The organism is Glutamicibacter sp. AOP5-A2-18, from assembly GCF_052446055.1.
Classification (GTDB): Bacteria; Actinomycetota; Actinomycetes; order Actinomycetales; family Micrococcaceae; genus Glutamicibacter.
The window spans coordinates 1,792,952-1,818,626 of sequence record NZ_JBQSVW010000001.1 but is presented as its reverse complement, the minus strand read 5'-3'; the positions used below and the strand labels follow the sequence as shown (position 1 = coordinate 1,818,626).

Here is a 25,675-nt window from a genome sequence, read left to right as displayed (position 1 = left end):
GCTATAACAAATGAACCAAACAAGGTGTTTTTAAGTGCAAGGTCGTAGAGGTGTCTACGACCGAAAACTACCAGCACGCGACGCGCGGCAAGATCACAGCTGCCAGCGAAGTGTGGTGGCAATGGGGAAGGAGCGGGGCATGGCTAATACGCCTAACCTGAACAATTCGAAACGACGCTCAATCTCCCGTTTAGTGCGCTTTGCTGGACGCGGTAGCACTCCGGGCACCTCGCCGACGCTTGAGCCGTTGCTTCGCACCGTCAAATCTAAGCATCCGCGGGCAGATCTGGACCTACTGGTCCATGCTTACGAGGTAGCCGAGAAATACCACGAGGGGCAAAAGCGTAAGAGTGGCGATCCCTACATCACCCATCCGGTAGCCGTAGCAACAATCCTTGCTGAGATGGGTATGACCGGAGCGATTCTCGCCGCCGCCCTATTGCACGACACCGTTGAAGATACCGAGTACTCACTCGAATCGGTCAAAAAAGAATTCTCTGAAGAGATCGCCATGCTTGTTGATGGCGTGACCAAGCTGGACAAGGTCACTTACGGTGAAGCTGCTCCAGCCGAAACCGTTCGCAAGATGGTTGTTGCCATGTCGCGCGACATCCGAGTATTGCTCATCAAATTGGCGGACCGCCTGCACAACGCCCGCACTTGGCGTTACGTTTCAGCAGAGTCTTCCTCACGTAAAGCCAAAGAAACTTTGGAGATCTTCGCTCCACTGGCTCACCGCCTAGGCATGAATACCGTGAAGTGGGAGTTGGAAGATCTTTCCTTCGCCGCTCTGCATCCTAAGGTGTATCAAGAAATCGTGCGCATGGTGGGGGACCGAACACCAGAACGCGAAAAGTATCTGACCGCTATCCGACAGACCTTGAACGGCGACTTGGGCAATGTAGAAATTCATGCCTCAGTTTCGGGCCGTCCGAAGCATTACTACTCGATCTATCAGAAGATGATTGTTCGAGGAAAAGACTTTGACGACATCCATGACTTGATGGGCGTTCGTATTCTGGTCGATACGGTCAAAGATTGTTATGGCGCACTCGGCGTGGTCCACTCTGAGTGGAACCCCCTGCCAAACCGCTTCAAAGACTACATCGCTATCCCTAAGCTGAACCTTTACCAGTCATTACACACCACGGTCATGGGTCCAGAAGGCAAGCCGGTTGAAATCCAGATCCGCACACACGACATGCATGTGCGTGCCGAATACGGTGTTGCCGCGCACTTCCAGTACAAGCACGGACAATCCGCTAACTCCATGCTCTCGCCTGAGCAGAACATGGACTGGCTGCGTTCCCTGATGGAGTGGCAGGCCGACACCACTGATTCAGAAGAGTTCCTTGACGGACTGCGCTACACCATCAGTTCGGCCGAGGTTTACGTTTATACGCCCAAGGGCGACATCATGTCTCTGCCTGTGGGTGCGACTCCCGTGGACTTTGCATACTCCATTCACACTGATGTTGGTCACCGCACGATTGGTAGCCGAGTCAACGGCAAGCTTGTACCGCTGCACACTGAACTTAAACAGGGCGATGTTGTTGAGGTTTTCACCTCGAAGGCTGAAAGCGCTGGCCCATCCCAGGACTGGCAAAACTTCGTTAAGTCGCCACGAGCCAAGGCTAAGATCCGTGGCTACTTCTCCAAGGAACGTCGAGAAGAAGCGATTGAAAAGGGCAAGGAGCTTCTGACCAAGGAGCTTCGTCGCAACCATCTGCCACTGCAGAAGTTGATGACCCATGACTTGCTCACCACCGTTGCCAACGAACTTCACCACACCGACATTTCTGCCCTGTACCAGTCGGTAGGCGACGGTCATACGAGTGCACAGAACGTTATTGAGCACCTGACGGCCCTCATTGGCCCTCCAGAGGCCGAACAGGTTGATGAGGAAGTCGTAGTTCGCCCGAACGCTCCAAGCGCGACTACGGGCAACGACGCAGGTGTGATTGTTGAAGGTGTCGGAGATGTGCTGGTTAAACTGGCACGTTGCTGCACGCCTGTGCCACCGGATGAGATCCAAGGCTTCGTAACTCGCGGGGCAGGTGTCTCGGTGCACCGCACAGACTGCCTGAACCTGGTACAGCTTTCGACCCAGCCTGACCGTCTGGTCAATGTCACGTGGGCCGCCAAGCACCACGGCGTGTTCCTCGTCGAGATTCAGGTTGAGGCGCTGGATAGAAAATCGTTGCTTTCTGATGTCACTCGAATCCTGTCCGAGAGCCATCTGAACATTTTGTCCGCCTCAGTGCAGACCAGCAAGGACCGTGTGGCACTGTCCCGCTTCTCCTTTGAAATGGTCGACCCTAAGTTCTTGAGCCACGTACTGAATCAGGTGCGTCGCATCGACGGTGTCTACGACGTGTACCGCACGACCGCAGGTTCACGACGTTAGGCCGCTTGCGCGACGTCATCGAAGGAATCAACCAGACGCAGGGCGCGTGAGCGTTCTGGGGATGGTTCGTAGCGTTGTAATGAATCCCTGATCGTTTCTAAGTTCAGGTACGGGTCGTGCAAGCTTATCGCGTTGCTCAGTACCCGACTTGCCACGGGTAGTGGGTCAAACTGCGCGCAGTCACAAACGCTTCTGAGCGCCGATGTCACTTTGACTCGACTGCGAAAAACCATCTGAGTATCGGGCACCCTGGTTTGCATAAATTGAACGTTGAGCCCGAAGCCCGGTTGAAACGGGCGATGATAACTGCGTGTATAGATACACAGCGTATAAACCTCGGGCAGTAAGCCGTGGATCCACGCGGCCGTTTGTCTGGCCAGCACAGTGCTGGAATTCAACTCTCGTCCGCAGACAAACGCGGCGATACGTGCTCTGAGTGAAGCCGTGATCCGAATATTGCTGGGCAGGAAGCAATCGCCCAATACTTCACGTAGTAGCCCATTAGAGGCCATAGCTTGTAGTTCATTGCGACTAAACATTTGGCCGGCGATCCAAAGATCCTCCGGAATGCGCAACGCGACGGCGCCTGATTCGGTAGCCTGGCAATTTCCAGATTCCATGTAGCTACTGAACCAGTAAGCGCCGTCGCGTTGACGGTGTACTGACGATCTGTGGATTACTTACTCAAAGTCGGCAGCCGACTTCTCCAAAGTGTTCAGCCACATACGACGAGCATCAAGAGCTTCTTGAGCCTTTTCGATCTGCTTTGCGTTGCCCTTAGCCTGAGCTGCAGCCAAGTCATCTTCCAATGCAGAGATGGTGTCCTGGAGCTGGGAAAGCATCGAGTTTGAACGAGCCTTGGTCTCTGGGTTGGACCGACGCCACTGCTCATCTTCGGCACCCTTGACGGCATCTTCAACCTGACGCAGAGCTGATTCAACGCGCTGTAGGTCGTTGCGTGGAACCTTGCCAGCAGCTTCCCAACGATCGCGAATCTTCTCAAGCTTGGTCTTGGTGGTAGCCAAATCCTTGATTGGCAAAAGCGCACGCGCTTCTTCCAACAGGGCTTCCTTCACTACCAGATTCTCTGAGTACTCAGCATCAATCTTGGCATTGGCCTCGGTACGAGCCTGGAAGAAAACATCCTGAGCGGCACGGAAGCGTCCCCAGAGCTGATCGTCGTCCTTGCGCGAAGCACGGCGCGACTTCTTCCACTCATCCATGAGCTTGCGGTACTCAGCTGCCGTAGCAGCCCAGTCCGTTGAGGTCTGCAAAGCTTCGGCGCGAGCAATTAACTCTTCCTTAACAGCCTTCGCAGAGGCGTTAGTGGAATCAAGCTGCGAGAAGTAGGCGCGGCGGTGACGATCAAATATCGTGCGAGCAGCGCGGAACCGCTTCCACAAAGCATCTTCGGTAGCCCGAGGCAAACGAACGGAAGAACGCTGGGAGGCTTTCCACGCTTCGAACAATTCGTTCATGGACGCCGAAGCGGTCTTCCACTGAATCTGCTCTGGACGCTTTTCAGCCATCGCTTCAGCCTGCTCAACAATGGCTTCACGAGCAGCCTGCTGTTCAGCACGAGCCTCATCGTGAGCCTTGCGCTGTTCGCCATTAAGACTCTCGACTGCAACACGAACGTTTTCAAGACGCGTTTCCAGCGCTGGGATATCGCCAACCATGTGGCGCTCAGCGACGGTGGCCGAGAGGGTGGAGACAGCCTTGCTCAGCTCACCGGCCGGAGCCTTAGCTACAACACGCTGCTCTAGGAGCATGAGCTGGGAAATCGCGTCGTCATATTTGCGCACGAAGTAGCTCAAAGCTTCCTCCTGCGTGGCGTCGGGATACTGACCCACTGGGAACTCGGCACCATCGATGATCACGAAGACGTGTCCATCTTCGGTAACGCGGGCAAACTTAGCCGCTTCGTCGAGGGGAGTGGTATGTGCGACGCTAGGCGCTACGACCGGCTTTGCTACAGGCTTCTGCGCCTGCGGCAATGGGGTCTTCTGGCTGTCGTCGGATTGCTGACTGGTGGTCACCGCTGAAACTCTTTCACTGTACGAGCACTTGCTGTAGCCAACTCTACCTGTGACCTCCGTTTCTTAGTAAGCCGACGTGCACAGGTTTCTTGCAAATCAGGCTTAAGATGTATTGGTAGCCCAATTTGCACTAAGGAGTTTCATGGCACGCAAGGCCTCACTATCAGGTTTCCCAGAATGGCTTCCAGCTGAACGGGCTGTTGAACAGCACGTGCTGGACACCTTGCGTCATGTTTTTGAACTGCATGGTTTCGCAAATATTGAAACCCGCGCCGTGGAAACCCGTGCGCAGCTGCTTCGCAAGGGCGAAATCGACAAGGAAGTTTACGGGCTGTCCCGTTTGGCTGCCGAAGACGATAAAAACGATCCCAACGCTTTGGCCCTGCACTTCGACCTCACCGTGCCTTTTGCACGCTATGTCGTGGAGAACGCCGGATACTTGGCTTTCCCATTCCGTCGTTACCAAATGCAGAAGGTCTGGCGTGGCGAGCGTCCACAGGACGGTCGCTTCCGCGAGTTCACCCAGGCTGATATCGACGTGGTTGGCGATGGCACCTTGCCATTTAGCTACGACGTGGAGCTCGCGCTGACCATCGCCGATGCGCTTTCTGCCCTGCCTATTGGCGACTTCCGCCTGCGAGTGAATAACCGCAAGCTAGCTGAAGGCTTCTACCGTGGACTGGGTCTTCAAGATCCGGATGCGGTATTGCGCGCCATCGACAAGCTGGAAAAGATCGGCGATGAAGCTGTCGCCAAGATTCTGGTTGAAGAAGTCGGCGCAACACGCGAGCAGGCTGATGCGGCACTGGCACTGGCAAAAATTCGCACCCTTGACGCCTCATTCGTGGAACAAGTCCGAGCGCTCGGGGTAAGCCACGAGTTGCTGGACACCGGTCTTGATGAGCTCTCCCAGGTGATCGATGCTGCTTCAAAGCGTGCACCAGGCAAGGTGATGGCTGACCTTTCCATCGCCCGCGGCCTGGACTACTACACCGGCACCGTCTACGAAACCGTGTTGGTAGGCCACGAATCCTTGGGTTCGATCTGCTCCGGCGGACGCTACGAATCGCTGGCGTCCAAGGGCAAAAAGAACTACCCAGGTGTGGGCCTGTCCATCGGCGTCACCCGGCTGATTTCACGCATCTTGGCCGAAGAAGTGGTCACCGCCAGCCGCAGCGTTCCATCAGTGGTATATGTCACCTTGGCCAACGATGACACCTGGCACGAAGCTCAGGATGTGGCCTCGAAGCTGCGTTCACGCGGAATCGCCTGCGAGGTAGCAGCCAGTGCCGAGAAATTTGGCAAGCAGATCAAATTTGCTGATCGACGCGGGATTCCGTTTGTCTGGTTCACCCAGAATGACGGCACCCACGAGGTTAAGGACATTCGCTCCGGTGAGCAGGTAACTGCCGATCCGCTCACCTGGATGCCGGCCGAGTCTGACCTAAAGATCGCCATCAGCTAATACTTGCGGCCAACTGGCCCGCACACGCACCTTGGCAAGGTGCACTAAACTTCATGGGGAGAAACTTTCCCAACCGACCGAAAGGATCGTAGTGCTACGCACTCATCAGCTGGGCGTCTTGAACGCTGAGCACATTGGACAGCAGGTTACCCTCACCGGTTGGGTCGCGCGTCGCCGTGACCACGGTGGTGTTGCCTTCTTGGATTTGCGTGATGCTTCGGGCGTAGCCCAGGTTGTTGTACGCGACGAAGAGGACTTCCACCCGCTGCGCAATGAGTTCGTGCTGCAGATCGTCGGCAACGTCGAGCGCCGCCCGGAGGGCAACGAAAACCCGAACCTGCCAACCGGCCAGATCGAGGTTATCGCTGATACCGTCACCGTGCTGAACACCGCAGCACCCCTGCCTTTCCAGGTTGACGAGCACGTTGAGGTTGGCGAAGAGGCGCGTCTGCGTCACCGCTACCTTGACCTGCGCCGCCCAACCCCGGCACGCAACATCCGTTTGCGCTCCGAGGCTAACCGTGTAGCACGTAACCTGTTGCACGATCAGGGCTACATCGAGATCGAAACCCCAACGCTGACCCGTTCCACCCCGGAAGGCGCTCGCGACTTTGTTGTTCCTGCACGCCTGACCCCGGGTGCCTGGTACGCGCTGCCTCAGTCCCCACAGCTGTTCAAGCAGTTGCTGCAGGTTGGTGGCTTTGAAAAGTACTACCAGATCGCTCGCTGCTACCGCGATGAGGACTTCCGTGCGGACCGTCAGCCAGAGTTCACCCAGCTGGATATCGAAGCTTCATTTGTTGAAGAAGACGACATCATCGAGCTCGGCGAAAAGCTGGTTACCGAACTGTGGAACCTGATCGACGTACAGGTCCCAACCCCGATCCGCCGCATGGCGTACTCGGAGGCCATGGCCAAGTACGGTTCGGACAAGCCGGATCTGCGCTTCGGCCTGGAACTGACCGAAATGACCGAGTACTTCGCGAACACCTCCTTCAAGGTCTTCCAGTCCGAGTACGTTGGCGCAGTGGTTATGCCTGGCGGCGCTTCGCAGCCTCGCCGCACCCTGGATGCCTGGCAGGAATTCGCCAAGCAGCGCGGTGCCAAGGGCCTTGCCTACGTATTGATCAAGGAAGATGGCGAGCTTGCTGGCCCAGTAGCCAAGAACCTGTCCGATGAAGAGAAGGCCGGCCTGGCCGCAGCTACCGGCGCAAGCGCTGGCGACTGCATCTTCTTCTCGGCTGGCAAGAAGAACGAATCCCGTGCCCTGCTCGGCGCGGTACGCGTCGAGATCGGCCACCGCACCGGTTTGATCAAGGAAGGCGACTGGGCTTTCGTCTGGATCGTCGACGCACCAATGTTCGAAGCCGCGTCGGACGCTGTTGCCTCGGGCGATGTGGCCGTGGGCGCTGGCGCTTGGACCGCTGTGCACCACGCGTTCACCAGCCCTAAGTCAGAGTTCATGGACACCTTCGACACCGATCCGGCTTCGGCACTGTCCTACGCATACGACATCGTGTGCAACGGCAACGAAATCGGCGGCGGTTCGATCCGTATCCACCAGCGCGACGTTCAGGAGCGCGTCTTCAAGCTCATGGGCGTGACCCAGGAGCAGGCTGACACCCAGTTCGGCTTCCTGCTTGAAGGCTTCAAGTACGGCGCCCCACCACATGGCGGCATCGCACTGGGTTGGGACCGCGTATTGCAGTTGCTGACCCACTCGGAGTCCATCCGCGACGTCATCGCCTTCCCGAAGACCGGTGGCGGATTCGATCCACTGACCCAGGCACCTGCGCCAATTACCCCGCAGCAGCGCAAGGAAGCTGGCATCGACTTCAAGCCTGAGAAGAAGAAGGCCGAAGAGACCGAAGCCAAGACCGAAGCCAAGTAGGCTCACGCAGCTTCGCAATGCCGGATGGAACGCTTGAATGCGTTCCATCCGGCTTCTTTTTTCCTCAAAATAGGCCAAGGCGTGGATTAGTGCTGATTTTAATACTAGGTTAGTTTTCAACCTAGATATTTCAATTCAAGGAGACCCTTTGGCCTCGGCAGAACCCCAACGCATCGTCGAGCAGTACCCGGAGCGCGACCGCGATTGGGCGCAGGACTTCAGCCTTGCCCTGATGCTCCATGACCTGAATGATTTGCAGAGCGTCCAAGAACTGGAAAGTGCACTGGCTGCCATCCGGGACAGTGGCCAAGGTGCAGAAGACCTCTTTGGAGATCCTGCTGAATACGGCGAGGTCCGGGCCTACGCGCGATTGACACCGCAACAGCTGGCTGACTCGGAGATGCCTGTCAACAGCAGCGTGCTACTGCTCGTTGGTCTCGGAATTGGTGTTGGCCTGCTGTGCGCCGGTTTCGGAACGTGGGTCGGATTCCGTGACGGATGGACTGCGAACTCGTGGCGCTATTGGCAACTAGCGGCCTTGTGTGGAGGCACGGGAATTGCCTTATCCGGTCACCTTTGGTGGTTCTACCGATTGAAAGGCAAATTCACGCGATCATGGGCGCTGGGGCTGGCCGGAATAGCGATTTCCATTGCAGCGGCCGCGCTTATTTCCTTGCTCGGCGGTGAAGAAGCCATGCCGATGCCCAACTGGATAGCACCGATCCTCGGTATAGCACTAGCCGTCGGCGCGTTTTGGCTACCCTTCAAAGATGAACCCACAGCAACGCGCAACGACGCCACAGCTTTTACTGATCCGGAAGCGTGGTTTGCCGAATCCACGCGTCTGCTGCGCGGACGCTACGGAATGCGGGGCAAAGAAGCGGCGTCAGTCATGGCGCCGGCCCGCGAACACTGGTCAACTATGAGCATGCAGGGCGGAGCGGTGTCGATCGTCGAAGAATTCGGTACCCCAAACGAATTTGCCATCGGACAGGGAGTCAACACCGCTAGGGCGTTGCAGCGTCGCTGGCTCATGCTCCGGTTACTGCCACTGGCGCTCGTGTTTTTTTACGGCACAAGCCTCCTGCCGGAGGCGTTTGCCCCGGACCGCAGCAGCTGGGATATCTTCTTCGCAGTATGTCTTCTGATTTTTGCAGCGGCTACCCTCTATGCGTTGCGCCCCGCAAACCGCGCAGAATACGTGCAATCCAAACTCGCCCAACGGCGCGCCCAAGCCCGCGGACTGGAAGACGGCCGCGATGAGTAAGGACTCGCCATTTCCCGGTAGCTGGCAACGCGCCATGCTCCCGATGCTCCTGCTAGCTGAATTATCCAGCGGCCAAGCCCATGGCTACGCCCTGTCCAAATCGCTGCAAGAACGAGGTTTCGGCCCGATCAAAGGCGCAACGCTCTATCCCGCCTTGGCGAAGCTGGAAGCCTCGGGGTTCGTGGAAACCCGCTGGGAAGAAGGCCAGAGTGGACCGGGGCGGAAGGTCTACGAACTTTCGGCCACCGGACGCACCGAGCTGCAGGCCCAGCGCGCGAGCTTCGAAATGCTCGCGCAGCTGGTGAGGGCCACCGGCCGCTAAGCCAGGTCCTCCGAATCGACGATCATCGTGAATGGACCGGAGTTCACCAGCGAAACGTTCATCATCGCGCCGAACTTTCCGGTTTCGACGTGCGCCCCCAGCTCGCGCAGGTACTCGACGAAGTATTCGTACAACGGCTCGCTCACCGGCCCTGGTGCCGCATTGGACCACGAAGGCCGGCGCCCCTTGCGCACCGAGCCGTAGAGGGTGAACTGGCTGATCACCAAGAGCGGGGCATTTTTGCTGGCAGCGGAGGTTTCATCCTCCAAAATGCGCAGCTGCCAGATCTTCTGGGCGACCTTGCGCGCGGTGGCCTGATCGTCATCGTGAGTCACGCCCAGCAGGATCACCAGCCCGGGGGAGTCCAACCGGCCTGTGATCTCCCCTTCAACTTCGACGTGGGCGGTGCTGGCGACCTGGACGACGGCGCGCATGGAGCAAGTCCTTTCAAGAGGCAATAGGTGTCGGCGGTGGCGTGTTGGCATGCACCGCGCGACTCCCAGAATATCGGTAGGCTTAGCAGGTGAGCGATTTGTTCGATTCCCTGTCCGATGATCCGCGCGAAGCACGCGAGCCCCAAGTCAACCGGCCGCGTCCGCCTCTTGCGGTGCGCATGCGCCCCAAGTCGCTGGATGAACTGGTAGGCCAGCAGCACCTGCTCGGTCCCGGCTCGCCTTTGCGCCAGCTTGCCGAAAACCCGGAGACCGGCTTGGCCGGTCCGGCCAGCGTGATCCTCTACGGGCCTCCGGGCATCGGCAAAACCACCATCGCCCACGTTATTGCGCGCGCCACCGATCGAAAATTTGTTGAGCTTTCGGCCATTACTGCAGGCGTGAAAGATGTGCGCCGAGTCATTGAGCAGGCCAAGGATGACCGCGATCTGCGCGGAGTGACCACGGTATTGTTCCTGGACGAGATCCACCGCTTTAATAAGGCGCAACAGGACGCTTTGCTGCCCGGGGTGGAAAACCGTGTGGTAGTCCTCGTGGCCGCGACCACCGAAAACCCCTCGTTCTCGGTCATTTCTCCGCTGCTCTCACGTTCGCTGCTGCTGACCCTGCGACCGCTCACCGATGAAGACTTGGCTGGCCTGCTCCAGCGCGCCATCGACGACGAACGCGGATTTGATGGTCAGGTTCAGCTAGACGATGAACAGCGTGACGCGATTATCCGGCTCGCTCAGGGCGACGCGCGCCGTTCACTCACCGTCCTCGAGGCCGCCGGTGCGGTGGCGTGGAATGCTGCCGGCAAGGACGTCACGCCACCGGTGAAAATCACCCAGGATCATGTGCAATTGGCCATGGACCAGGCGGTTCAACGTTATGACAAAGATGGCGATCAGCACTACGACATCATCTCTGCCTTCATCAAGTCGATCCGCGGTTCAGATGTTGACGCGGCCCTGCACTACCTTGCACGTATGCTTTCGGCGGGGGAGGACCCCCGGTTTATTGCCCGCCGGTTGATGATCTCGGCCTCAGAGGATGTTGGCATGGCCGACCCCACCGCGTTGCCTTTGGCAGTTGCCGCCGCACAATCGGTCCAGCTCACCGGTATGCCCGAAGCTCGAATCATGTTGGGCCACGCCACCGTGCACCTAGCTACTGCGCCAAAATCCAATGCGGCCTACAACGCCACCAACGCCGCCTTAGCGGATGTAGCCGAAGGCAAGGGATCATTGGTTCCAGATCATTTGCGCGACGCACACTATCCCGGTGCCAAGCAACTGGGCCACGGCGTGGGTTATATCTACGCCCATGATGCGCCACATTCCATCGCCACTCAGCAGTATTTGCCCGATGATCTTGTCGGCACCAACTACTACACGCCGACGGTTAATGGGGCCGAAAAAACCATTGGCGCTAGGCTCACCCGGCTGCGTGAAATCATTCGCGGCAAGGACCCGGTTCGAGGTAAAAAGCAGCGTTAATTGTGCGCTAGACCTCAGCGCGAGGCGTACTGGTTTCGTGTAGACTTGATCTTTGGCTGGCAAGCCATGCCCAGAATGCGAGTGATCGCGTACTGGAGCAGGGTTGCAGTGTAGCAGGGCCGCGACGCCCACACACTCTCCATCCTGGAGGCCAGTAGATACCGTCGCTGATCGAAAGGGACACATTAATGGCTAACGCCCGTGCCCGCCGCACCGTACGCCTTTCGCGTGCGCTCGGCCTTGCATTGACCCCTAAAGCTGAAAAGTACATGGAGCGCCGTCCATACGGTCCAGGCCAGCATGGCCGCGCCCGTAAGAAGCAGGACAGCGACTACGCAGTACGTCTGCGCGAAAAGCAGCGTTTGCGTGCCCAGTACGGCATCCGCGAAGTTCAGATGCTGAACGCATTCAAGGAAGCTAAGCGCCTCGGCGGCCAGACCGGTGACAACCTGTTGGCACTGCTCGAGTCCCGCTTGGATGCTTTGGTTCTGCGTGCAGGCTTCGCTCGCACCATCCAGCAGGCTCGCCAGCTGGTTGTGCACCGTCACATCCTGGTCAACGGCCAGCGTGTTGACCGTCCGTCCTTCAAGGTACAGCCGGGTCAGCTGATCCACGTACACGAGAAGAGCGAGAAGATGGTTCCTTTCCAGATGGCTGCAGCAGGTGAGCACGCAAAGGTGCTTCCAGCTGTTCCTAGCTACCTGGACGTAAAGCTGGAAGCCCTTCAGGCTACCTACCTGCGCGCTCCTGAGCGTGCAGAGATCCCAGTGACCTGCGAAGAGAACCTCGTGGTCGAGTACTACGCACGCTAATACCTGATCCCTTATAAACAAAAGGATCCAGCTTAGCTGTGGCGGTTTCGTGGCGGTCTAACCTAGTTAGGCCGCCACAACTGTATCTGAAACAGCAGCCATTGCTGACCCGTCACTGTCCCACATATGCGCGTAAGTCCGCAAAGTTTCGTTAGCATCCTTATGCCCCAGACGGGCCGCCACAGCCACGGGCGAGAAGCCATGGGAGATCAGTACGCTCGCATGATAATGGCGTAGCTGATGCCATCCTGGCCCAATCTCGGGTAGCGACCTGCGCGCCTTCACCCACACGGCCTCGTACTTCCAAATCTGCACGAGCCCCTCGGCGTGAAACAGTCGCCCCTCCGGCCCGGAAGCATTGCAGAGCTCCAAAAGAATATTCCGCATCACCGGTCCGAAACTCACGCTCCGTCGCGAAGATTTCGTTTTTAGTGGCCCACGGACGAGTTCTCCAGTTCGACGGCTTGCATCTTGCAACGTCAAACGAATGACACTATTCGGAAAATCAATGTCCTGCTTGGACAAGCCAAACAACTCGCTCGGTCGCAAACCCGTCGCCGCTCCTACGCGCATAGCCGTGGCGTACGGCTCCGGAACCAGTTCGATCAACTGATCTAGAGTCTCCTTGCTGAACTGAAAATTCTTACTCTCCACCTGAGGCAAGCTAATCTTCACGCACGGGGACTCGCGGATGATCTTCTGGAATACAGCTTCTTTGAATGCCTGGCGCATATACGCGTAGTAGAGCCGTGCAGTTGACGGAGCCATCCCGTCTGCAATCCATGAGTTGATGGTGGCTTGAATGTCCTCTCGTTTGATCTCCGTAAGGTAACGGTCAACGAAGGCGGGGAGAATCCTTTTGCGGCCGGCAGAGTCGATCATGCGAAGTGAGCTTGCCCGCTGGTGTGTTTGTTGTTGACGCCACTTATCCCAGAAGTCTTTGAATAGCATGTCAGCTTTGAGCCCGTGTGGGTTCAGGGTGTAGTCGGTGGTTTTGCTGTCGAGCCATGCTTGGGCTGCGTCTTTGTAGTCGAAGGATCGCTTTGTCACGTTGTCGGTGCCGTCGGTCCATATGGCTTGCCAGCGCTTTCCGGATCCATACCTCGTGGTTCGGCTTCGGTCTTTTCGGTGCCAGAGGTCGTTTATCCTTCCTGTAGCCATGGTGTCTCCTGTTTTCGGGTGCGCTTTAGTAGGCGCATGTATGCGTGGATGTCTCGGGGGAGCACGTCGAGTTCGTTGGCTAGCGTGGTCGCTGTGCGGTAGAGGCGGGACGCCTGTGCGAACTGGTCGTGATGTATCAGCCAGGACGCTGAGAGTTCTTCTGCTGCGCGTTCTTGGCGTGGTGAGTAGCCCTCGTGTTGAAGGAGAGCGTGCGCGGTCTCGTGAGACAGTGTTGAGCGGTGCTGTATGGGTGCTAGGCGTGGCCTGAGGTGAATGGTGTGCGTTGCCAGATCGTAGGCTCCCCACCACCCGTTAGGTAGTGCGGTTTCAGTGATGCGCGGACGTATCCGCGAAAGTACCTCTTCGAACATAAGTTCGAATATAGTTGAGTCCTACGACATTTTAGGATTCAAGAAATCGAATCCTACGACTCGTTTAGAGTGCCTCGAATAGTCGTTGCCGGACGGGTGAGCATGTCCAATGAAATTCCCAAGTTCAACTTGTGGTTGATCAATGAGTTTACTTTGACCAAGCGGTCTTCAAGCGCCCTGCCTTTTGACTCGACACCAAACGAGATCCAGCGCTCAAGCTCGCGTCGTTCATCGACTAGGTAGCCCAGTTTGCGGCAGATGATCGCTGCGTGTCGAGTGTAGGCTGGCGCTGGTTCGCGCCCCTGTCTATCGCGCTCGGCGGCTCGACAGCATTCAAGAACCAGATCTAGCGCGTCTTCAAGGTGCCCGTCTCGTTTTAGTTGCTCTATTTCGGGAACCCAATAGATGTAGTTCTTTCCGCGTACGATGGCGCGCTTGGCCTTGGGTGGATTCTCACGCGCATTTCTTGCAGAGAAATCCTCGACTGTCGCGTGGTGTACCGCCACGCGTTCAGCTCGACGCTCCTCGGGAGTTGAGAAAGATACGCGTTCAGGTCCCGCCTTGCTGGCTTCTGCTGGCTTGCGGAAAAGCCGGTCAAAGATTCCCATTGGCTCAGTCCTCTGGCAACTGTTCAGGGTCGATACCCTGGTCACCCTTATCCGCGGCCACGCGGGTTTCGGGGAACAGCTCATGAACTTCGCCAATGTCAGAATCTTCCGAATTGTCTGAAATTGAAGTCTGCTCTTGCCACCACATCATGTTCTCCGCGGTCTCACGAATGATTCGTTGTGAAGTTTCTGGCAAGCTCCCGGCGCCTTGGAGTGTCAAGTTCGACGTGTCCGTTTCAACGGGGAGCCCGAGCGACGCTGCGTATGCGGTGACAACGTCAATGACGCGGACACCCAAACCACGGGCAAGTCCGAGGATGACAGCGTTCTCTTTTGGCCAGCTAAGTACTGGGCGATTGATCAGGCGATCAAGGTTGGCGCGAGTAGGTACACCGCCGCAGGCTTTGGATAAGGATTCGAGGCTACGATCTCCACGCTTGTTGAGGATTAGATCGCGAATGCCTTGGTTTGGTTTCGTGTTCATGGTTTGAATCCTCTGCCGGGTTTGGTTTGCGTGCCATCGGACGCTTGTTCTACCTGATAACCCCTAATTCTGCCGTAGTCGCCACTAAGTGATAACCAATTTGACCCCGAATTTCCGCGGATTGTCGTAGTTCCGTGCAAAAAGTTGCAACCACAGATTGCATTAGTGATAACCAGTAGTGCATACTATTGCTATCAGCAGTTGCAAGAAGTGATAACTAGAAAGGTTTGCAGATGTCCCCATTTAGAACCAAGCGAAAGTGGCAGGAGGGAACCTATATGCGACTATCGTCAGCCCAACGGCTCCGAACATTCATCTACACCAAAGAAGACATGGACGCGTACCGCAACGGATCACCAATCGATCCGCGCAAAATCACACAACGGTCACTATCTAGGCGAGCTGACATTAGCCAGGCGTTCATTAGCCAACTCGCATCCGGAAAGAAAACCAGCTGCAAGCCAGACACCGCAGAACGCATCGCGGAGGTTATTGGCGTAGACGTAACCGTACTTTTTGACCCTGAAAATGCAACCAGTAGTTGCGCAGCCTAAGCCTGATGGTTGCATCAAATAACTGACGAAAGGACACGCCGGTGACTGCACAACCAATGGCACTCGAAGACACCACATGGCGCGAAGACGCACTGGACATCGTTGAACGCTGGGCCACGCAAGGCCGGCGGTTCACAGCAGACGATCTTCGCGAGGAAATGATGCGTCCAGCGCCACACAAGAACATGGTCGGCTCGATCTTCACTACGGCGCAGCGACGCGGATGGATCACCAAGTACGCTAACGCCACCAGCCGAGTGAAGTCCCGCAACAGCGGACACCAGTACGAGTGGATCGGAAAGACCTGGAGGGACCACCGTGGCTAAACAAACTGACGATCTTTTGACGGTTCCGGAGGCGGCAGATCGGTTGCGGTCTCACCCGGAAACGGTGCGCAAGATGCTACGCCGTGGCGACCTTGTCGGAATCAAGTATTCATCGGCCAACCGTGGCGGTACGTGGAAAATCCGCGAATCAAGTATCGAACGTTTCCTTCGCCGGCATGAGCACGCAGCATGAGCCGGTGGATGGAACGCAAAGGGTTGAAGCTCACCAGTCTGGGGGAGCGTGTGCTGGTCTCAATGATCGGCCTAGGAATCATCGCGATGTGCGGTACGGCATTCCTTATCGAATCAGTCATCAACTTTCAGATAGGTGCATAGGTCATGAGCCTGACATTCAACGAAGCATCACACCGCTACAAGCTCGATAACCGACCCGTCACCGGCGTAACCACCATCCTCGGTGGAGGCATCCCAAAACCAGCACTGGTCTGGTGGGCACCAGGCGTAGTCGCCAAATGGGTTACCGATCCTGCCAACGCTGACAAGGTCGCCGAACTACTCTCCGGCGACACGGAGCAGTCGGTCAAGTTCCTGCAGACCCTACCCAACAAGGAGCGTGACAGCGCTGCAGAGCGTGGCACCGAGGTGCACGACCTCGCTGAGAAGCTCGCCACCACAGGCGAAGTCGAAGCACCCGAGGACCTCGTGGGGTTCGTCGAGGGGTACATGGACTTCTTGGACGAATGGCAGATCACCCCAGCACTTGTCGAAGTTGTGTTGGCGAATCGTGAGCACTGGTTCTCCGGCAAGGTCGACCTCCTGGCTACGTCGCCACTGCTCATGTCCCAAGCGGATATTGATGCAGGCAAGCTGATCCAGATCGACCTGAAAACGTCCAAGGGCGTGTATTTCGAGACCGCGTTGCAGACCGCAGCGTACTCCCGTGCCGAGTTCTACATGGACGGCGACAAGGAAGTCCCTATGCCTGAGGTTGTGAAGACGTTCGTCGCTCACGTAACACCGATGGACCGGGAAGGCATCAACGCCCGGTACGAAGGTAGCCCACTAGGTACGAGCCTTTACCCGCTGGCAACGTCTCCCGCCGAGATTGACGAACACTTCCAACAGTTCCTCCACGCCAAAGCAGTCCACGAGGACGCGAAAGCGCGAGGCAAGAAGAAGCTCGAACCGATCAACCGCCCAACCGAAATGAAGGTCGCAGCATGAGTGCCTACAAGTTCAAGTGCGAAGTTCAAGACCAACAGCTCGACCTCTACTACGAGGACGAAGCTATCGCTATCGACATGGGACCCACCGATGACAACCGGACGTGGGGGAGCCTCCCCGAACTGGATCGTCCCGGATTCGAAGTCATCATCCCAGTCGACAGCGCTGAACACATGGTCAAGGTCCTGCAAGACATGATCACCGAAATTCGGGCACGACAAGCCCGAGCAGCCTAACCAACACATCTAGGAGTCAACCCAAATGAGTATCCAACCATTCAACCCAGCCGGCGAAATCGCCAACCCTGCAGTCCTACCAACGAGCGCGGGAACCATTCAGCTCGCTGAATGGGCTGCAGAACTCGGTGCAGCTCACCAGCTCGGAACCGCCCTCTGCAAGACGGCATTCGTTCCCAAGGACTTCATGGGCAAGCCCGAAGCAGCAGCCGCAGCAATCCTCACCGGCAAGTCCGTAGGCCTCGACCCAATGAACGCCCTCGCAAACATCTTCGTTGTTCACGGTCGCCCAGCAATGTACGCCCGAACCATGGTCGCCCTGGTCATGGCGCAAGGGCATCAAGTGGAACGTACCGAAGCCACTAACGAGTCGGTGACCATCAGCGCACGCCGTAAAGGACAGGAACGTTGGAGCGACTTCACCTGGTCCATTCAGCGTGCCACTCAAGCCGGATACACGAGTAACGCGAAGTACAAGACCGACCCCATCGCCATGCTCACTGCCAAGGCTCAGGCCGAAGCCTGCCGAGTCATCGCCCCCGACGTGCTGGCAGGTATGCCCTACAGCGCCGAAGAGATGGAACTGGAAGACATGGGCGAGACTACACAGCCTGCCGAAGCGCCGGTGAAGACACGAAAGCTCACTCGCAAGCCTGCAACCAAGAACCCTGACCCAGCACCGAAGTCAGTCGATGAACCGGTGGCAGACGAATCGACAGGCGAGATGCAAGACGACGGCCCAGCAGCGGTTCTCGAAACTGACTGGGATGCAGAGCTTGCACAGACCGAGGGGGACCGAGACGCCTTGATTTCCCTTTGGAACCGTGCGGTTGCCGAGGGCGCCCCGGCTGAGGTGGTGGACCGGATCACCGAAGCCGGATCCAAAACCATCCAGCAGTAACACCAAACCAACACCCGGTGGGTGCCCAGTCCTACGGGCTGCGCACCCACCAACAACAAGTAGGAGTCAAACATCATGAAGGTCATCAGCCTTACCACAACCAACTACAAGCGTGCCAAGCACGTAGAGATCAAACCAGATCCAGAGGGAAACCTGGTCATCGTTGCCGGGAAGAACGGGCAAGGAAAATCCAGTGTCTTGGACAGCATCTCTGCAGCACTTGGTGGCGCCAACAGCAAGACCACCCCTAAGCCAATCCGTGACGGTGAAGATCGGGCAGAGATCGTCCTTGAAACTGAGGAACTGACCGTCACCCGTGTCTTCACCCCATCTGGTTCCCGACTGACCTTGACCAGCAAGGACGGCGCGAAGTACCCGAAGGCGCAGGCGAAGCTGGACGAGCTCGTGGGTGACTTGTCCATGGATCCGCTCGCATTCACGTTGCTGGATGACAAAAAGCAACTGGCACAGCTTTTGGAACTGGTGGAGTTGCCGTTTGACCCGGACCAGTTGGAAGACGAACGCAAGCAGGCGTTTGACGAACGCACCGCAGTGAACCGACGGGTAAAGGAATTCGAATCCGCACTAGCCCAGTTCGGTGAACTGCCCGAGGGTGTGCCGGCAAACGAAGTCAGCGTCTCCGAACTGCTAGGAGAGTACCGGCGGGTGCAGGAAGAAGCTCAGAAGCAAGACCGAATCATGGATGACCTGACTGGAATGCGTGAGTACGTAGAACAGCTCAAGCAGCAGATGAAAGAAGTCCAGCGCAACCTCGACGTGACCTTGGGCGACATCGCCAGGGCCGAGGAAATCATCTCTGAGTTCCCACCACTCCCAGACCTTGACGCTATCCAGTCCCAGATCGACGGGGCAGAGGACACCAACCGTCTCGTACGCAAAGCGAAAGAACGTGGTGCGCTGTCTTTCCAGCACGAAGCAGCCAAGGGACAGGCAAATTCCCTGACCGTGAAGCTCGACGAGATCGCCAAGACCAAAGCCGACGGCCTCGCAAGTGCATCGTTCCCAGTGGACGGCCTCGGCTTCACCGAAGACGGAGTTACCTACCAGGGCGTGCCGTTCAAGCAAGCATCCAGCGCCGAACAGATCCGCGTATCCATGGCAATGGCCATCGCACTGAACCCAAAGCTAAAGGTCATCCGCATTCAGGACGGTTCCTTGCTGGACTCTGACAGCCTCGCACTGATCGAGGAAACAGCACAGGAGCACGGATACCAAATCTGGCTAGAAGTAGTCGGAGACGACATCGAAGACGCATACACCATCATCGACGGAGAGGTGGCCTAACCATGGCTGGCGAAACCCTTATCACTGTAATCGGCAATCTGACGGCGGATCCGGAACTGCGTTTCACGCCTTCGGGTAGCGCGGTAGCTAACTTCACGATTGCTTCGACTCCGCGGACTTTTGACCGCCAGTCGAATGAATGGAAGGACGGCGAAGCGTTATTCCTCCGGTGTTCAGTGTGGAAGGAAGCAGCCGAGAACGCTGCGGAAACCCTAACTAAGGGGATGCGTGTTATCGCGACAGGCTTCTTGAAGTCACGTTCCTACGACACCAAAGAAGGCGAACGCCGGACTGTCATGGAATTGGAAATTCAGGAAGTCGGCCCATCCCTAAGGTACGCGTCAGCGAAAGTCACTCGTACGGCACGCGGAAACGGTGAAGGCGCTGCAGGACGCACACCAAACAACAACAGCGGTGCTGGCTGGAACAACAGTGGCGGTGGCGGTGGATGGGGTAACCCACCCGCACAGGAACCACCGTTCTAAACCAATGACTAAGCAACTAGTTTGCCCACGTTGTAAACGCCCCGCAGCCAACCACTCAGTCCCGCACTGCACAAAGCGTTTGTGCGGTTGGTTGATCTGCAAAAAGTGCTCACTCACCTATGAGATTCCAGCGAAGCACTAACCCGAAGTAAAACACAGGGTGGTCTGGCCAGTAGTCGGACCAGGCCACCCAACCAACACCACTCAGGAGAACCAATGCGAACCATCACCTTGTACACCACCCAGAACTGCCAGCAGTGCCGAGGAACCAAACGGGTCCTAGACAAATCCAGCGTCGAATACGTGACAGTTCAAGCAGACGCAGCTGACGCACATGAGCTTGCTGAAGCTATTCGTGGACGTGCTGACGAGCTCGGCGTACCAGCGACCATGCCTTATGTGACCGTGTACGACGACGACAACATGTTGGTTGCTGACTGGTTCGGTTTCCAGCCCGGAAAGATCACTGACTTTGTACTAGTACGAGACGAGGACGCAGCGTAATGGGTGTCTTTCAAGCTGTCTGGCCTGTCATCGGCGGCGGTCAGACTCAAGAGGAATTGATCACGGAAGCGATTGAAGATTTGCCAAAGGTGGCACGCCGTCACGGAGTCATCACCGCTGGTGAGCCAGACGTGATGGTTCGTCTCGGACGTGAGGTTCCGGGGGATTGGCCTACCGCAGTTGTTGTGGTTGCTGTGTCGCCAGTGGCTGAATTTCAAGCAGTTCAGGCTTTGGACACGAAGCATTCCCGGGAGTGCGAACGGTGTGGTCTAGAGAGAAACGCCAGGTACGCACCAGATAAGGCTTACTACTGCAACGACTGCAAGCGGTTTGTGAAGGCTGACGGATGGTTGGAGCAAGCATCATGAGCGCATGCAAACGTAACTGCTGCTGGACCCCATACGACGTGTGCAGTCGAAAGCAAGAGTGCTCCTGCCACACCAATGATCAACCGGTCTACAAGCGACTCACCTTAGAAGAGCTAGCACGAGCACAATCCATATCCGACGCAAAAGCAATTGGGAGAAGACGATGAACTGCACCGTAGTATGTGCCTGCAAAGTTGCCCGACACGAGCACGGCACCCGGAACATGTATCTGATTCATAAGTGCCGTGGCGAGGTTTGCAGGGCTGCTGCTACCCGGTATGAGAAGTCGCGCAGGCTTGACCGTCTTTACGGCAGGGAAGCTGACCGTGTGGACGCACAGCCTGTGCGTGAGCATGTTGAATTCTTGCGGGTCAATGGTGTCTCGTACAGGGCGTTAGCTAGTGCTTCGGGTGTGAGTAAGTCAGCGATTATGGCGATGATTTACGGTCGGGGCGAGCGAGGTCATGACCCTTATGGCCGGGTGCTGACTTCCACTGCGGAGAAAATTCTTGCGGTGAAGCCAAGCATGGACATCATGTCCGCTGGCCGGCCGATTGATGCCACGGGTACGCGCCGTCGTGTGCAGGCGCTTGTGACTCTGGGTTGGAGCGTTTCGAGTCTTGCTGTTCGATTGGGTGTGAGCCCTTCGAATTTTCATGTGTTGCTTCAGCGTGATCAGGTCACGGTGAAGACTGCCCTCAAGGTTCGTGAGTTGTACACGGAATTGTGGGACAAACCGAACCAGGCGTCTAGTTGGCAGGATTTGAGCGCTGCGACGAGGGCACGGAATTACGCACGGTTCCATGGGTGGTTGCCTCCTATGGCGTGGGATGACGATCAGATCGATGACCCGGCGTATAGCCCGGTGGTCAACCTTCAGAACGTTTCCAAGGTTGATGCGAAGCGTGAAGCGTTCTTGGAAGAAGCTGAGTTCTTTGCTGATTCGGGCGAGACCATTGACCGGCTTGCTACTGGTCTCGGGGTGACAGTGGAGTCTATGGAGAAGCGGTTCGAAAGGTTCGATCGTTTGGATCTTCTGCGTCGCCTCCGATTCAATGGCAAGGCTGCAGCATGATCGACGGACAGTTAGACATCTTCGATCTGATCGAAACGCACAAGCCAACCGTCATTCCGCTGGATGCTCTCAAACCCGTTATCGACGCTGGAACGTTCCACCATCCTGGAACGCCTGAAGCGCTCGAAGAACAGTTGCTGGCGTTCCGAGAAGCTCACAAGAAGCGTGGCTTCAGGTGGAAAACCTATGTCGGCTGGGCGACGTATTACGAAACGTCAGGTGTGGGCTCTGATCACAAGTCAGCAAAGTTCAGCTCGATTCTTCACTGCCCTCACAACGTAGAGGATTGGTGCTCGTGCGTGAAGTGGCACGTATCCCGCGTCTACTGTGGCGGGTGCAATTGGTGGTCAGGGATTCACGTAAGCACGAGTGACGCGGTGCACGAGTACCTGGATCACTGCTGGCCGGGATGGCGGGATCTGCCGGTCCTTGAGGGAAAAACGGTTGGTTACCAAAAGAAGTTCGACCTCCCAGATGACTACCCCAAGGAATTCATGGTCACCGGCGCACCACTGCTTGACTGCCGAGGCAATAGCCGAACAGCAACACGTGACGTTCCCGGCGGTAACCAATTCGGAGGATACCAAGTGGCAATCACTCAAGACTGCAAGCAGCACAACCAAAAAGGGGAGAAATGACCGCTCAACCGCATCCGCATTGTTCCCCACGCCCCATCTGCCCAGACCCCTACTGCAAGAAAGTCTGGGCACCAGACAAGCGCACAGCCAAGCAACTCCGAGCAGAAATCATCGCCGAAAAAAGAACAACCGCCGAACACGTCCGATACTACGAACACGCCGGCGGCTGGCACTGGACACGACAAGTCGATAAGTCACAGCGACAGCAATTTTAGCGTGAAACGAACTGCAAGTACTGGTAGCTCTCTGCGTTACCAGTGCTTGCTACGATAGCAATATGACATATAGCAAGGAGGGTGAAACACCTTGAAACAAGCCTTCGAATACCGTCCAGCACCAGACCACACCCGCGACCGACGCACCCACACAGACCTCGCGCAACACCTCAAACAAAACCCCGGAGTCTGGGCCAAAGTAACCACCGCCAGCACACAAAACGCCGCAGCCACCATGGCATGGCAAATCAAACAAGGCGTCCGCGCAGCATTCCGACCCGCAGGACACTATGACGCATACAGCACCGGAAACGACGTCATAGCAAGCTACATCGGAAAGGGGGAATAACAATGGCAAGGGACCGCGCCAACATCAACACCAACATCTGGACAGACGACCACTGGCGAACCCTCACCCGCGACCAACAATGGCTATACGAGCTGATACTCACCCACCCAGAACTCAGTTACGCCGGAGTCGCAGACTGGAGACCTGGGCGACTAGCCCAATTCTCCGCAGGCACCTCCCGGCGCGATATTGAACGGCTCGGCGCAGAACTTCAATCAGAACGATTCATCTTCATCGACGAAGATACCGAAGAAGTGCTGATCCGCTCATTCAGCCGACACGACGGCCTGCTCAAGCAACCCAAACTCACCGTTTCCATGGTGAATGCCTACGGCGCCATCGCATCAAACGAGATCCGACAAATCTTCATTTACGAGCTGCGTCGACTCCACCGCGAATACCCAGAAATGAAAGCTTTCGAGAATCAGAAAGTACTCGATCTGATGAAGCTCCCAGCACGGAACATGGACGAATTTACCCAAGGGTTTACCCCTGAGCTAACCCTTGACGTTACCCCTGCAGTTACCCCTACGTTTACCCCAAACGCTGACCAAGAGTTGGCCCTGCCTACATCTACAGCTACATCTACAGATATTCCTAACGGAATATCTGGGGTTAACTCACTACGCGAAAAAACCGAACCAGACCCAAACGGAGAAGTCGGAAAACGACTCCCACCAAACTTCACGGTCGACGCCCAAATGCACGCCTGGGCACTCGAACACGCACCCAACATCAACACCCAAGCGTCCACCCAAAAATTCAAAGCTCACTACCGATCCGTCGCCGGACCAAACCAATTCAAAACCGACTGGACCGCAGCATGGCAAGCATGGCTACTCGGCGACCAACAACGCCACAATCAAACGAGCTCACGCACCGGACACCGGCAAACCGACCGAATGCTCAACGGCTACGAAGCAATGAGCGGCTACAACCCCAACCCACAAAACCCATTCCAAGGACGTGAACTCGAACAATGAGCCCCGAAGAACTTCGCGCATGCATCACCTTCGCCAACGGAATCGACCCCCGAGTCCAAATGACCGCACCCAACGCCCAACTCTGGGGCCGCACCATCGGAAACAAAACCTCACTCGAAGTCACCACAGCAATCCAGGTCTACTACGAACGCCCACGCATCAACGGCAAAGAACACCCCGCAATCGACCCAGCATCCGTACGAAAAATCATCAACGAAGAATACGATCGTGAAATCGCCAGACAGCGAGCCCTCGAACCACCCAAAGGCAAAGCCCCCAACCCACTCAGCTGGCGACAACGCAACCCAGACCGATGGGACAAGCACTACACCGAAGGCCAACGCCAATTCCAAGAAAACGCCAGCCGCCTAGCAGGAACAACAACCCGGGGCGTAGCCCCATTCTAAATCCACTTGCGCCAACCATTGCAATCACCGGGCGCAGAATAAGCACGCAGCAAGCGCAGAACACGCCCTACGGCGAGCGAACAACCCCTGAATGGGTGTTTCCCCGTCCGACCCTGAAAGAGGCTCTTAGAATGGAACGTAAACCGCTTAACGAAAACCCGGACGAAATCCGGCTCGAACTCCCCAAGCTCGCCGACTGGCTCAACCTCAATGTGAATCTCCATTGGGCGCCACGGAACAAGCGCGCCCAGGCTTGGCGCAACGGCGCACACATCATGGCCCGACACCAGAAGCTGCCGAAAGGGCTGCAGCGGGTCCAAGTTGACGCGTATGTGTGGAAGAAAACGCGCCGGCAGTATGACCCGCACAACCTCATGCCCACGCTAAAACCCGTGATCGACGGCCTTGTCGACTACGGGCTGATCCCGGACGACAACACCACCCACCTGGCCGGCCCATTCATCCACCACGGCGGGTATGGACCCGAAAAGCTGTTGTTGGTCATTCAACCGGTGAACGCATAATTTGCTGGTTGTGATTGCAACCAATGGTTGCTAGAGTTGCAACTGTCGATAAGTAAACAAGAACCTGCTGGTAGCAACCCGGCAGGGGATGGGGAGTCAACCAAATGAGCACCACCACCATTACGCAGCGTGAGTTGCGTGTGTATCCGACTGATTCAGTCGCCGAAATCATTGACGCGCACAGCGCTGACGGTGACTGGTGTGCACCGTTCTCAGGCGACATGCTCGCCTACTACCGGCACGAATACCCCGACTACGACAGCTTCCCTATCGGCATCTACCTGGTCTAAAGGGGGAGTGATGACAATCATCCACGCATTCATCACCAGCGTGAAACACCTGATCCTCCGCCTAACCGACTGGCTAGCCGAGATAGACACAAAAAACGAGGAACGGTCATGAGCCAAGAACTAGACATCACTGAGCTGCGCGAGACCGTTGAAGCCGCTGGTGAAGCATGGGCTGACGGCGAGCATATCGACATTGTCACCCCTGCAACCGTCCTCGCGTTGCTGTCCCGTGTCGAAAAGGCGGAGCGTTCCTGCCGGTTGCTTGGAACAATCATCGAGCGTGACGGTAAGAACCTTGTTGAACTGACCAACTCGCAGGACATCATCCCGGAGGACGGAGATGGCGACTGGGAAGTTGTGTGGGAGCGGGCGCAAGAAATGAAGGACCGCCTCGAACAGGCTGAGCAGGCCGTCGCAAGGGTCCACGCATTGAATAACGAGCTTTCATGGTCACCTAACAATGTCGCCATTGTTCAGCGTTACCGTGATGCCCTGGATGGTGAGCCGAATGAGTGAGTTTGAGCATGAGGACACCGAGGAAATCATTTGCCCTTGGTGCGGGTATCAGTTTCG

The 25,675-nt window shown here is 56.8% G+C and carries 32 protein-coding genes; 25 read left to right on the top strand and 7 right to left on the bottom strand.

Annotated features, from left to right (window positions below):
- Positions 1 to 139 precede the first annotated feature (139 nt).
- Positions 140 to 2,407 (top strand): RelA/SpoT family protein, encoded by a 2,268-nt coding sequence (locus ACT3RW_RS08645; protein ID WP_444613487.1) that lies wholly within the window; start codon positions 140 to 142, stop codon positions 2,405 to 2,407.
- On the opposite strand, the gene ACT3RW_RS08640 is transcribed toward ACT3RW_RS08645, so the two are convergent.
- Positions 2,404 to 3,027 (bottom strand): hypothetical protein, encoded by a 624-nt coding sequence (locus tag ACT3RW_RS08640; protein ID WP_444613486.1) that lies wholly within the window; start codon positions 3,025 to 3,027, stop codon positions 2,404 to 2,406. The genes ACT3RW_RS08645 and ACT3RW_RS08640 overlap by 4 nt on opposite strands.
- Before the next feature lie 60 nt (positions 3,028 to 3,087).
- Entirely contained in the window at positions 3,088 to 4,446 is a 1,359-nt protein-coding gene (locus ACT3RW_RS08635) for a DUF349 domain-containing protein (protein ID WP_444613485.1), read from the bottom strand.
- A gap of 142 nt (positions 4,447 to 4,588) precedes the next feature.
- Here ACT3RW_RS08635 and hisS point away from each other — a divergent pair, with 142 nt between their 5' ends.
- The 4 genes from hisS to ACT3RW_RS08615 all read left to right on the top strand — a co-directional run bounded on the left by hisS (position 4,589) and on the right by ACT3RW_RS08615 (position 9,391).
- Positions 4,589 to 5,911 carry a histidine--tRNA ligase gene (gene hisS / locus ACT3RW_RS08630; RefSeq protein ID WP_444613484.1) on the top strand — a complete coding sequence of 441 codons (1,323 nt, stop codon included), beginning with the start codon at positions 4,589 to 4,591 and terminating at the stop codon, positions 5,909 to 5,911.
- Positions 5,912 to 6,002: 91 nt separating this feature from the next.
- Positions 6,003 to 7,802, top strand: coding sequence for an aspartate--tRNA ligase (aspS, locus tag ACT3RW_RS08625; protein ID WP_444613483.1), 1,800 nt, complete (start codon positions 6,003 to 6,005; stop codon positions 7,800 to 7,802).
- A 148-nt stretch (positions 7,803 to 7,950) separates the two neighbouring features.
- Positions 7,951 to 9,069, top strand: a complete 1,119-nt coding sequence (locus ACT3RW_RS08620) for a hypothetical protein (RefSeq protein ID WP_444613482.1) — start codon at positions 7,951 to 7,953, stop codon at positions 9,067 to 9,069.
- Complete coding sequence (locus tag ACT3RW_RS08615) at positions 9,062 to 9,391, top strand: PadR family transcriptional regulator (protein ID WP_193057640.1); 330 nt, start codon at positions 9,062 to 9,064, stop codon at positions 9,389 to 9,391. Before ACT3RW_RS08620 ends, ACT3RW_RS08615 begins: the two co-directional genes overlap by 8 nt.
- Here ACT3RW_RS08615 and dtd read toward each other — a convergent pair.
- A complete protein-coding gene (gene dtd, locus ACT3RW_RS08610) occupies positions 9,388 to 9,825 on the bottom strand; it encodes a D-aminoacyl-tRNA deacylase (protein ID WP_444614629.1) in 438 nt (145 codons plus the stop codon). The genes ACT3RW_RS08615 and dtd overlap by 4 nt on opposite strands.
- Positions 9,826 to 9,914: 89 nt before the next feature.
- Here dtd and ACT3RW_RS08605 point away from each other — a divergent pair, with 89 nt between their 5' ends.
- Together ACT3RW_RS08605 and rpsD are read left to right on the top strand one after the other, a co-directional pair.
- Positions 9,915 to 11,321 carry a replication-associated recombination protein A gene (locus ACT3RW_RS08605; RefSeq protein ID WP_444613481.1) on the top strand — a complete coding sequence of 469 codons (1,407 nt, stop codon included), beginning with the start codon at positions 9,915 to 9,917 and terminating at the stop codon, positions 11,319 to 11,321.
- A gap of 188 nt (positions 11,322 to 11,509) precedes the next feature.
- Positions 11,510 to 12,133, top strand: a complete 624-nt coding sequence (rpsD, locus tag ACT3RW_RS08600) for a 30S ribosomal protein S4 (RefSeq protein ID WP_131088271.1) — start codon at positions 11,510 to 11,512, stop codon at positions 12,131 to 12,133.
- A gap of 66 nt (positions 12,134 to 12,199) precedes the next feature.
- Here the strand turns inward: rpsD and ACT3RW_RS08595 are convergent, their stop codons facing one another.
- Genes ACT3RW_RS08595 through ACT3RW_RS08580 form a run of 4 tightly spaced genes read right to left on the bottom strand, consistent with a single transcriptional unit; the run spans position 12,200 to position 14,757 of the window.
- On the bottom strand, positions 12,200 to 13,294 hold the full coding sequence (locus ACT3RW_RS08595; protein WP_444613480.1) for a tyrosine-type recombinase/integrase: 1,095 nt from the start codon (positions 13,292 to 13,294) through the stop codon (positions 12,200 to 12,202).
- Positions 13,276 to 13,665, bottom strand: a complete 390-nt coding sequence (locus tag ACT3RW_RS08590; RefSeq protein ID WP_444613479.1) for an ImmA/IrrE family metallo-endopeptidase — start codon at positions 13,663 to 13,665, stop codon at positions 13,276 to 13,278. Before ACT3RW_RS08590 ends, ACT3RW_RS08595 begins: the two co-directional genes overlap by 19 nt.
- 53 nt (positions 13,666 to 13,718) lie before the next feature.
- Entirely contained in the window at positions 13,719 to 14,273 is a 555-nt protein-coding gene (locus ACT3RW_RS08585; RefSeq protein ID WP_444613478.1) for a hypothetical protein, read from the bottom strand.
- A 4-nt stretch (positions 14,274 to 14,277) separates the two neighbouring features.
- On the bottom strand, positions 14,278 to 14,757 hold the full coding sequence (locus ACT3RW_RS08580; protein WP_444613477.1) for a hypothetical protein: 480 nt from the start codon (positions 14,755 to 14,757) through the stop codon (positions 14,278 to 14,280).
- A 233-nt stretch (positions 14,758 to 14,990) separates the two neighbouring features.
- On the opposite strand from ACT3RW_RS08580, the gene ACT3RW_RS08575 reads away from it, so the two are divergent.
- The 18 genes from ACT3RW_RS08575 (at position 14,991) to ACT3RW_RS08490 (ending at position 25,618) form a co-directional block, all read left to right on the top strand.
- A complete protein-coding gene (locus ACT3RW_RS08575) occupies positions 14,991 to 15,311 on the top strand; it encodes a helix-turn-helix domain-containing protein (RefSeq protein ID WP_444613476.1) in 321 nt (106 codons plus the stop codon).
- A 41-nt stretch (positions 15,312 to 15,352) separates the two neighbouring features.
- Positions 15,353 to 15,637: a hypothetical protein gene (locus tag ACT3RW_RS08570; protein ID WP_444613475.1), complete on the top strand. Its 285-nt coding sequence runs from the start codon at positions 15,353 to 15,355 to the stop codon at positions 15,635 to 15,637.
- Positions 15,630 to 15,830, top strand: a complete 201-nt coding sequence (locus tag ACT3RW_RS08565; protein ID WP_444613474.1) for a helix-turn-helix domain-containing protein — start codon at positions 15,630 to 15,632, stop codon at positions 15,828 to 15,830. Before ACT3RW_RS08570 ends, ACT3RW_RS08565 begins: the two co-directional genes overlap by 8 nt.
- A gap of 146 nt (positions 15,831 to 15,976) precedes the next feature.
- Complete coding sequence (locus ACT3RW_RS08560; protein WP_444613473.1) at positions 15,977 to 16,822, top strand: hypothetical protein; 846 nt, start codon at positions 15,977 to 15,979, stop codon at positions 16,820 to 16,822.
- A complete protein-coding gene (locus tag ACT3RW_RS08555) occupies positions 16,819 to 17,058 on the top strand; it encodes a hypothetical protein (protein WP_444613472.1) in 240 nt (79 codons plus the stop codon). Before ACT3RW_RS08560 ends, ACT3RW_RS08555 begins: the two co-directional genes overlap by 4 nt.
- Before the next feature lie 25 nt (positions 17,059 to 17,083).
- Entirely contained in the window at positions 17,084 to 17,959 is an 876-nt protein-coding gene (locus ACT3RW_RS08550) for a hypothetical protein (protein WP_444613471.1), read from the top strand.
- Between the two features lie 75 nt (positions 17,960 to 18,034).
- Positions 18,035 to 19,264 (top strand): AAA family ATPase, encoded by a 1,230-nt coding sequence (locus tag ACT3RW_RS08545; RefSeq protein ID WP_444613470.1) that lies wholly within the window; start codon positions 18,035 to 18,037, stop codon positions 19,262 to 19,264.
- A gap of 2 nt (positions 19,265 to 19,266) precedes the next feature.
- Positions 19,267 to 19,749 carry a single-stranded DNA-binding protein gene (locus ACT3RW_RS08540; RefSeq protein WP_444613469.1) on the top strand — a complete coding sequence of 161 codons (483 nt, stop codon included), beginning with the start codon at positions 19,267 to 19,269 and terminating at the stop codon, positions 19,747 to 19,749.
- A gap of 216 nt (positions 19,750 to 19,965) precedes the next feature.
- The gene (locus tag ACT3RW_RS08535; RefSeq protein WP_444613468.1) at positions 19,966 to 20,253 is read left to right on the top strand and encodes a glutaredoxin family protein; all 288 of its coding nucleotides are present in this window, start codon (positions 19,966 to 19,968) and stop codon (positions 20,251 to 20,253) included.
- Complete coding sequence (locus tag ACT3RW_RS08530) at positions 20,253 to 20,621, top strand: hypothetical protein (RefSeq protein WP_444613467.1); 369 nt, start codon at positions 20,253 to 20,255, stop codon at positions 20,619 to 20,621. Before ACT3RW_RS08535 ends, ACT3RW_RS08530 begins: the two co-directional genes overlap by 1 nt.
- 163 nt (positions 20,622 to 20,784) lie before the next feature.
- The gene (locus ACT3RW_RS08525) at positions 20,785 to 21,696 is read left to right on the top strand and encodes a hypothetical protein (protein WP_444613466.1); all 912 of its coding nucleotides are present in this window, start codon (positions 20,785 to 20,787) and stop codon (positions 21,694 to 21,696) included.
- A complete protein-coding gene (locus ACT3RW_RS08520) occupies positions 21,693 to 22,334 on the top strand; it encodes a DUF6349 family protein (RefSeq protein WP_444613465.1) in 642 nt (213 codons plus the stop codon). The genes ACT3RW_RS08525 and ACT3RW_RS08520 overlap by 4 nt, the downstream gene beginning before the upstream one ends.
- 306 nt (positions 22,335 to 22,640) lie before the next feature.
- Positions 22,641 to 22,898 (top strand): hypothetical protein, encoded by a 258-nt coding sequence (locus ACT3RW_RS08515; RefSeq protein WP_444613464.1) that lies wholly within the window; start codon positions 22,641 to 22,643, stop codon positions 22,896 to 22,898.
- A gap of 2 nt (positions 22,899 to 22,900) precedes the next feature.
- Positions 22,901 to 23,881, top strand: a complete 981-nt coding sequence (locus tag ACT3RW_RS08510) for a hypothetical protein (RefSeq protein WP_444613463.1) — start codon at positions 22,901 to 22,903, stop codon at positions 23,879 to 23,881.
- Positions 23,878 to 24,288, top strand: a complete 411-nt coding sequence (locus tag ACT3RW_RS08505) for a hypothetical protein (protein ID WP_444613462.1) — start codon at positions 23,878 to 23,880, stop codon at positions 24,286 to 24,288. Before ACT3RW_RS08510 ends, ACT3RW_RS08505 begins: the two co-directional genes overlap by 4 nt.
- A gap of 131 nt (positions 24,289 to 24,419) precedes the next feature.
- Positions 24,420 to 24,812, top strand: coding sequence for a hypothetical protein (locus ACT3RW_RS08500; RefSeq protein ID WP_444613461.1), 393 nt, complete (start codon positions 24,420 to 24,422; stop codon positions 24,810 to 24,812).
- 104 nt (positions 24,813 to 24,916) lie between these two features.
- Positions 24,917 to 25,102, top strand: coding sequence for a hypothetical protein (locus tag ACT3RW_RS08495; protein ID WP_444613460.1), 186 nt, complete (start codon positions 24,917 to 24,919; stop codon positions 25,100 to 25,102).
- Positions 25,103 to 25,210: 108 nt separating this feature from the next.
- Positions 25,211 to 25,618: a hypothetical protein gene (locus ACT3RW_RS08490; protein ID WP_444613459.1), complete on the top strand. Its 408-nt coding sequence runs from the start codon at positions 25,211 to 25,213 to the stop codon at positions 25,616 to 25,618.
- The last annotated feature ends 57 nt before the right edge of the window (positions 25,619 to 25,675 follow it).

Excerpts from the sequence above, each read along its gene's own strand:
- ACT3RW_RS08495 (WP_444613460.1), top strand. The coding sequence starts at position 24,917 with ATGAGCACCACCACCATTACGCAGCGTGAGTTGCGTGTGTATCCGACT.
- ACT3RW_RS08550 (WP_444613471.1), top strand. The coding sequence starts at position 17,084 with ATGAGTATCCAACCATTCAACCCAGCCGGCGAAATCGCCAACCCTGCA.
- ACT3RW_RS08530 (WP_444613467.1), top strand. The coding sequence starts at position 20,253 with ATGGGTGTCTTTCAAGCTGTCTGGCCTGTCATCGGCGGCGGTCAGACT.
- ACT3RW_RS08505 (WP_444613462.1), top strand. The coding sequence starts at position 23,878 with ATGAGCCCCGAAGAACTTCGCGCATGCATCACCTTCGCCAACGGAATC.
- ACT3RW_RS08525 (WP_444613466.1), top strand. The coding sequence starts at position 20,785 with ATGAACTGCACCGTAGTATGTGCCTGCAAAGTTGCCCGACACGAGCAC.
- ACT3RW_RS08535 (WP_444613468.1), top strand. The coding sequence starts at position 19,966 with ATGCGAACCATCACCTTGTACACCACCCAGAACTGCCAGCAGTGCCGA.
- dtd (WP_444614629.1), bottom strand. The coding sequence starts at position 9,825 with ATGCGCGCCGTCGTCCAGGTCGCCAGCACCGCCCACGTCGAAGTTGAA.
- ACT3RW_RS08490 (WP_444613459.1), top strand. The coding sequence starts at position 25,211 with ATGAGCCAAGAACTAGACATCACTGAGCTGCGCGAGACCGTTGAAGCC.
- ACT3RW_RS08580 (WP_444613477.1), bottom strand. The coding sequence starts at position 14,757 with ATGAACACGAAACCAAACCAAGGCATTCGCGATCTAATCCTCAACAAG.
- rpsD (WP_131088271.1), top strand. The coding sequence starts at position 11,510 with ATGGCTAACGCCCGTGCCCGCCGCACCGTACGCCTTTCGCGTGCGCTC.
- ACT3RW_RS08545 (WP_444613470.1), top strand. The coding sequence starts at position 18,035 with ATGAAGGTCATCAGCCTTACCACAACCAACTACAAGCGTGCCAAGCAC.
- hisS (WP_444613484.1), top strand. The coding sequence starts at position 4,589 with ATGGCACGCAAGGCCTCACTATCAGGTTTCCCAGAATGGCTTCCAGCT.
- ACT3RW_RS08640 (WP_444613486.1), bottom strand. The coding sequence starts at position 3,027 with ATGGAATCTGGAAATTGCCAGGCTACCGAATCAGGCGCCGTCGCGTTG.
- ACT3RW_RS08645 (WP_444613487.1), top strand. The coding sequence starts at position 140 with ATGGCTAATACGCCTAACCTGAACAATTCGAAACGACGCTCAATCTCC.
- ACT3RW_RS08590 (WP_444613479.1), bottom strand. The coding sequence starts at position 13,665 with ATGTTCGAAGAGGTACTTTCGCGGATACGTCCGCGCATCACTGAAACC.
- ACT3RW_RS08585 (WP_444613478.1), bottom strand. The coding sequence starts at position 14,273 with ATGGGAATCTTTGACCGGCTTTTCCGCAAGCCAGCAGAAGCCAGCAAG.
- ACT3RW_RS08500 (WP_444613461.1), top strand. The coding sequence starts at position 24,420 with ATGGAACGTAAACCGCTTAACGAAAACCCGGACGAAATCCGGCTCGAA.
- ACT3RW_RS08615 (WP_193057640.1), top strand. The coding sequence starts at position 9,062 with ATGAGTAAGGACTCGCCATTTCCCGGTAGCTGGCAACGCGCCATGCTC.
- ACT3RW_RS08560 (WP_444613473.1), top strand. The coding sequence starts at position 15,977 with ATGAGCCTGACATTCAACGAAGCATCACACCGCTACAAGCTCGATAAC.
- ACT3RW_RS08555 (WP_444613472.1), top strand. The coding sequence starts at position 16,819 with ATGAGTGCCTACAAGTTCAAGTGCGAAGTTCAAGACCAACAGCTCGAC.
- ACT3RW_RS08575 (WP_444613476.1), top strand. The coding sequence starts at position 14,991 with ATGTCCCCATTTAGAACCAAGCGAAAGTGGCAGGAGGGAACCTATATG.
- ACT3RW_RS08595 (WP_444613480.1), bottom strand. The coding sequence starts at position 13,294 with ATGGCTACAGGAAGGATAAACGACCTCTGGCACCGAAAAGACCGAAGC.
- ACT3RW_RS08540 (WP_444613469.1), top strand. The coding sequence starts at position 19,267 with ATGGCTGGCGAAACCCTTATCACTGTAATCGGCAATCTGACGGCGGAT.
- ACT3RW_RS08520 (WP_444613465.1), top strand. The coding sequence starts at position 21,693 with ATGATCGACGGACAGTTAGACATCTTCGATCTGATCGAAACGCACAAG.
- ACT3RW_RS08510 (WP_444613463.1), top strand. The coding sequence starts at position 22,901 with ATGGCAAGGGACCGCGCCAACATCAACACCAACATCTGGACAGACGAC.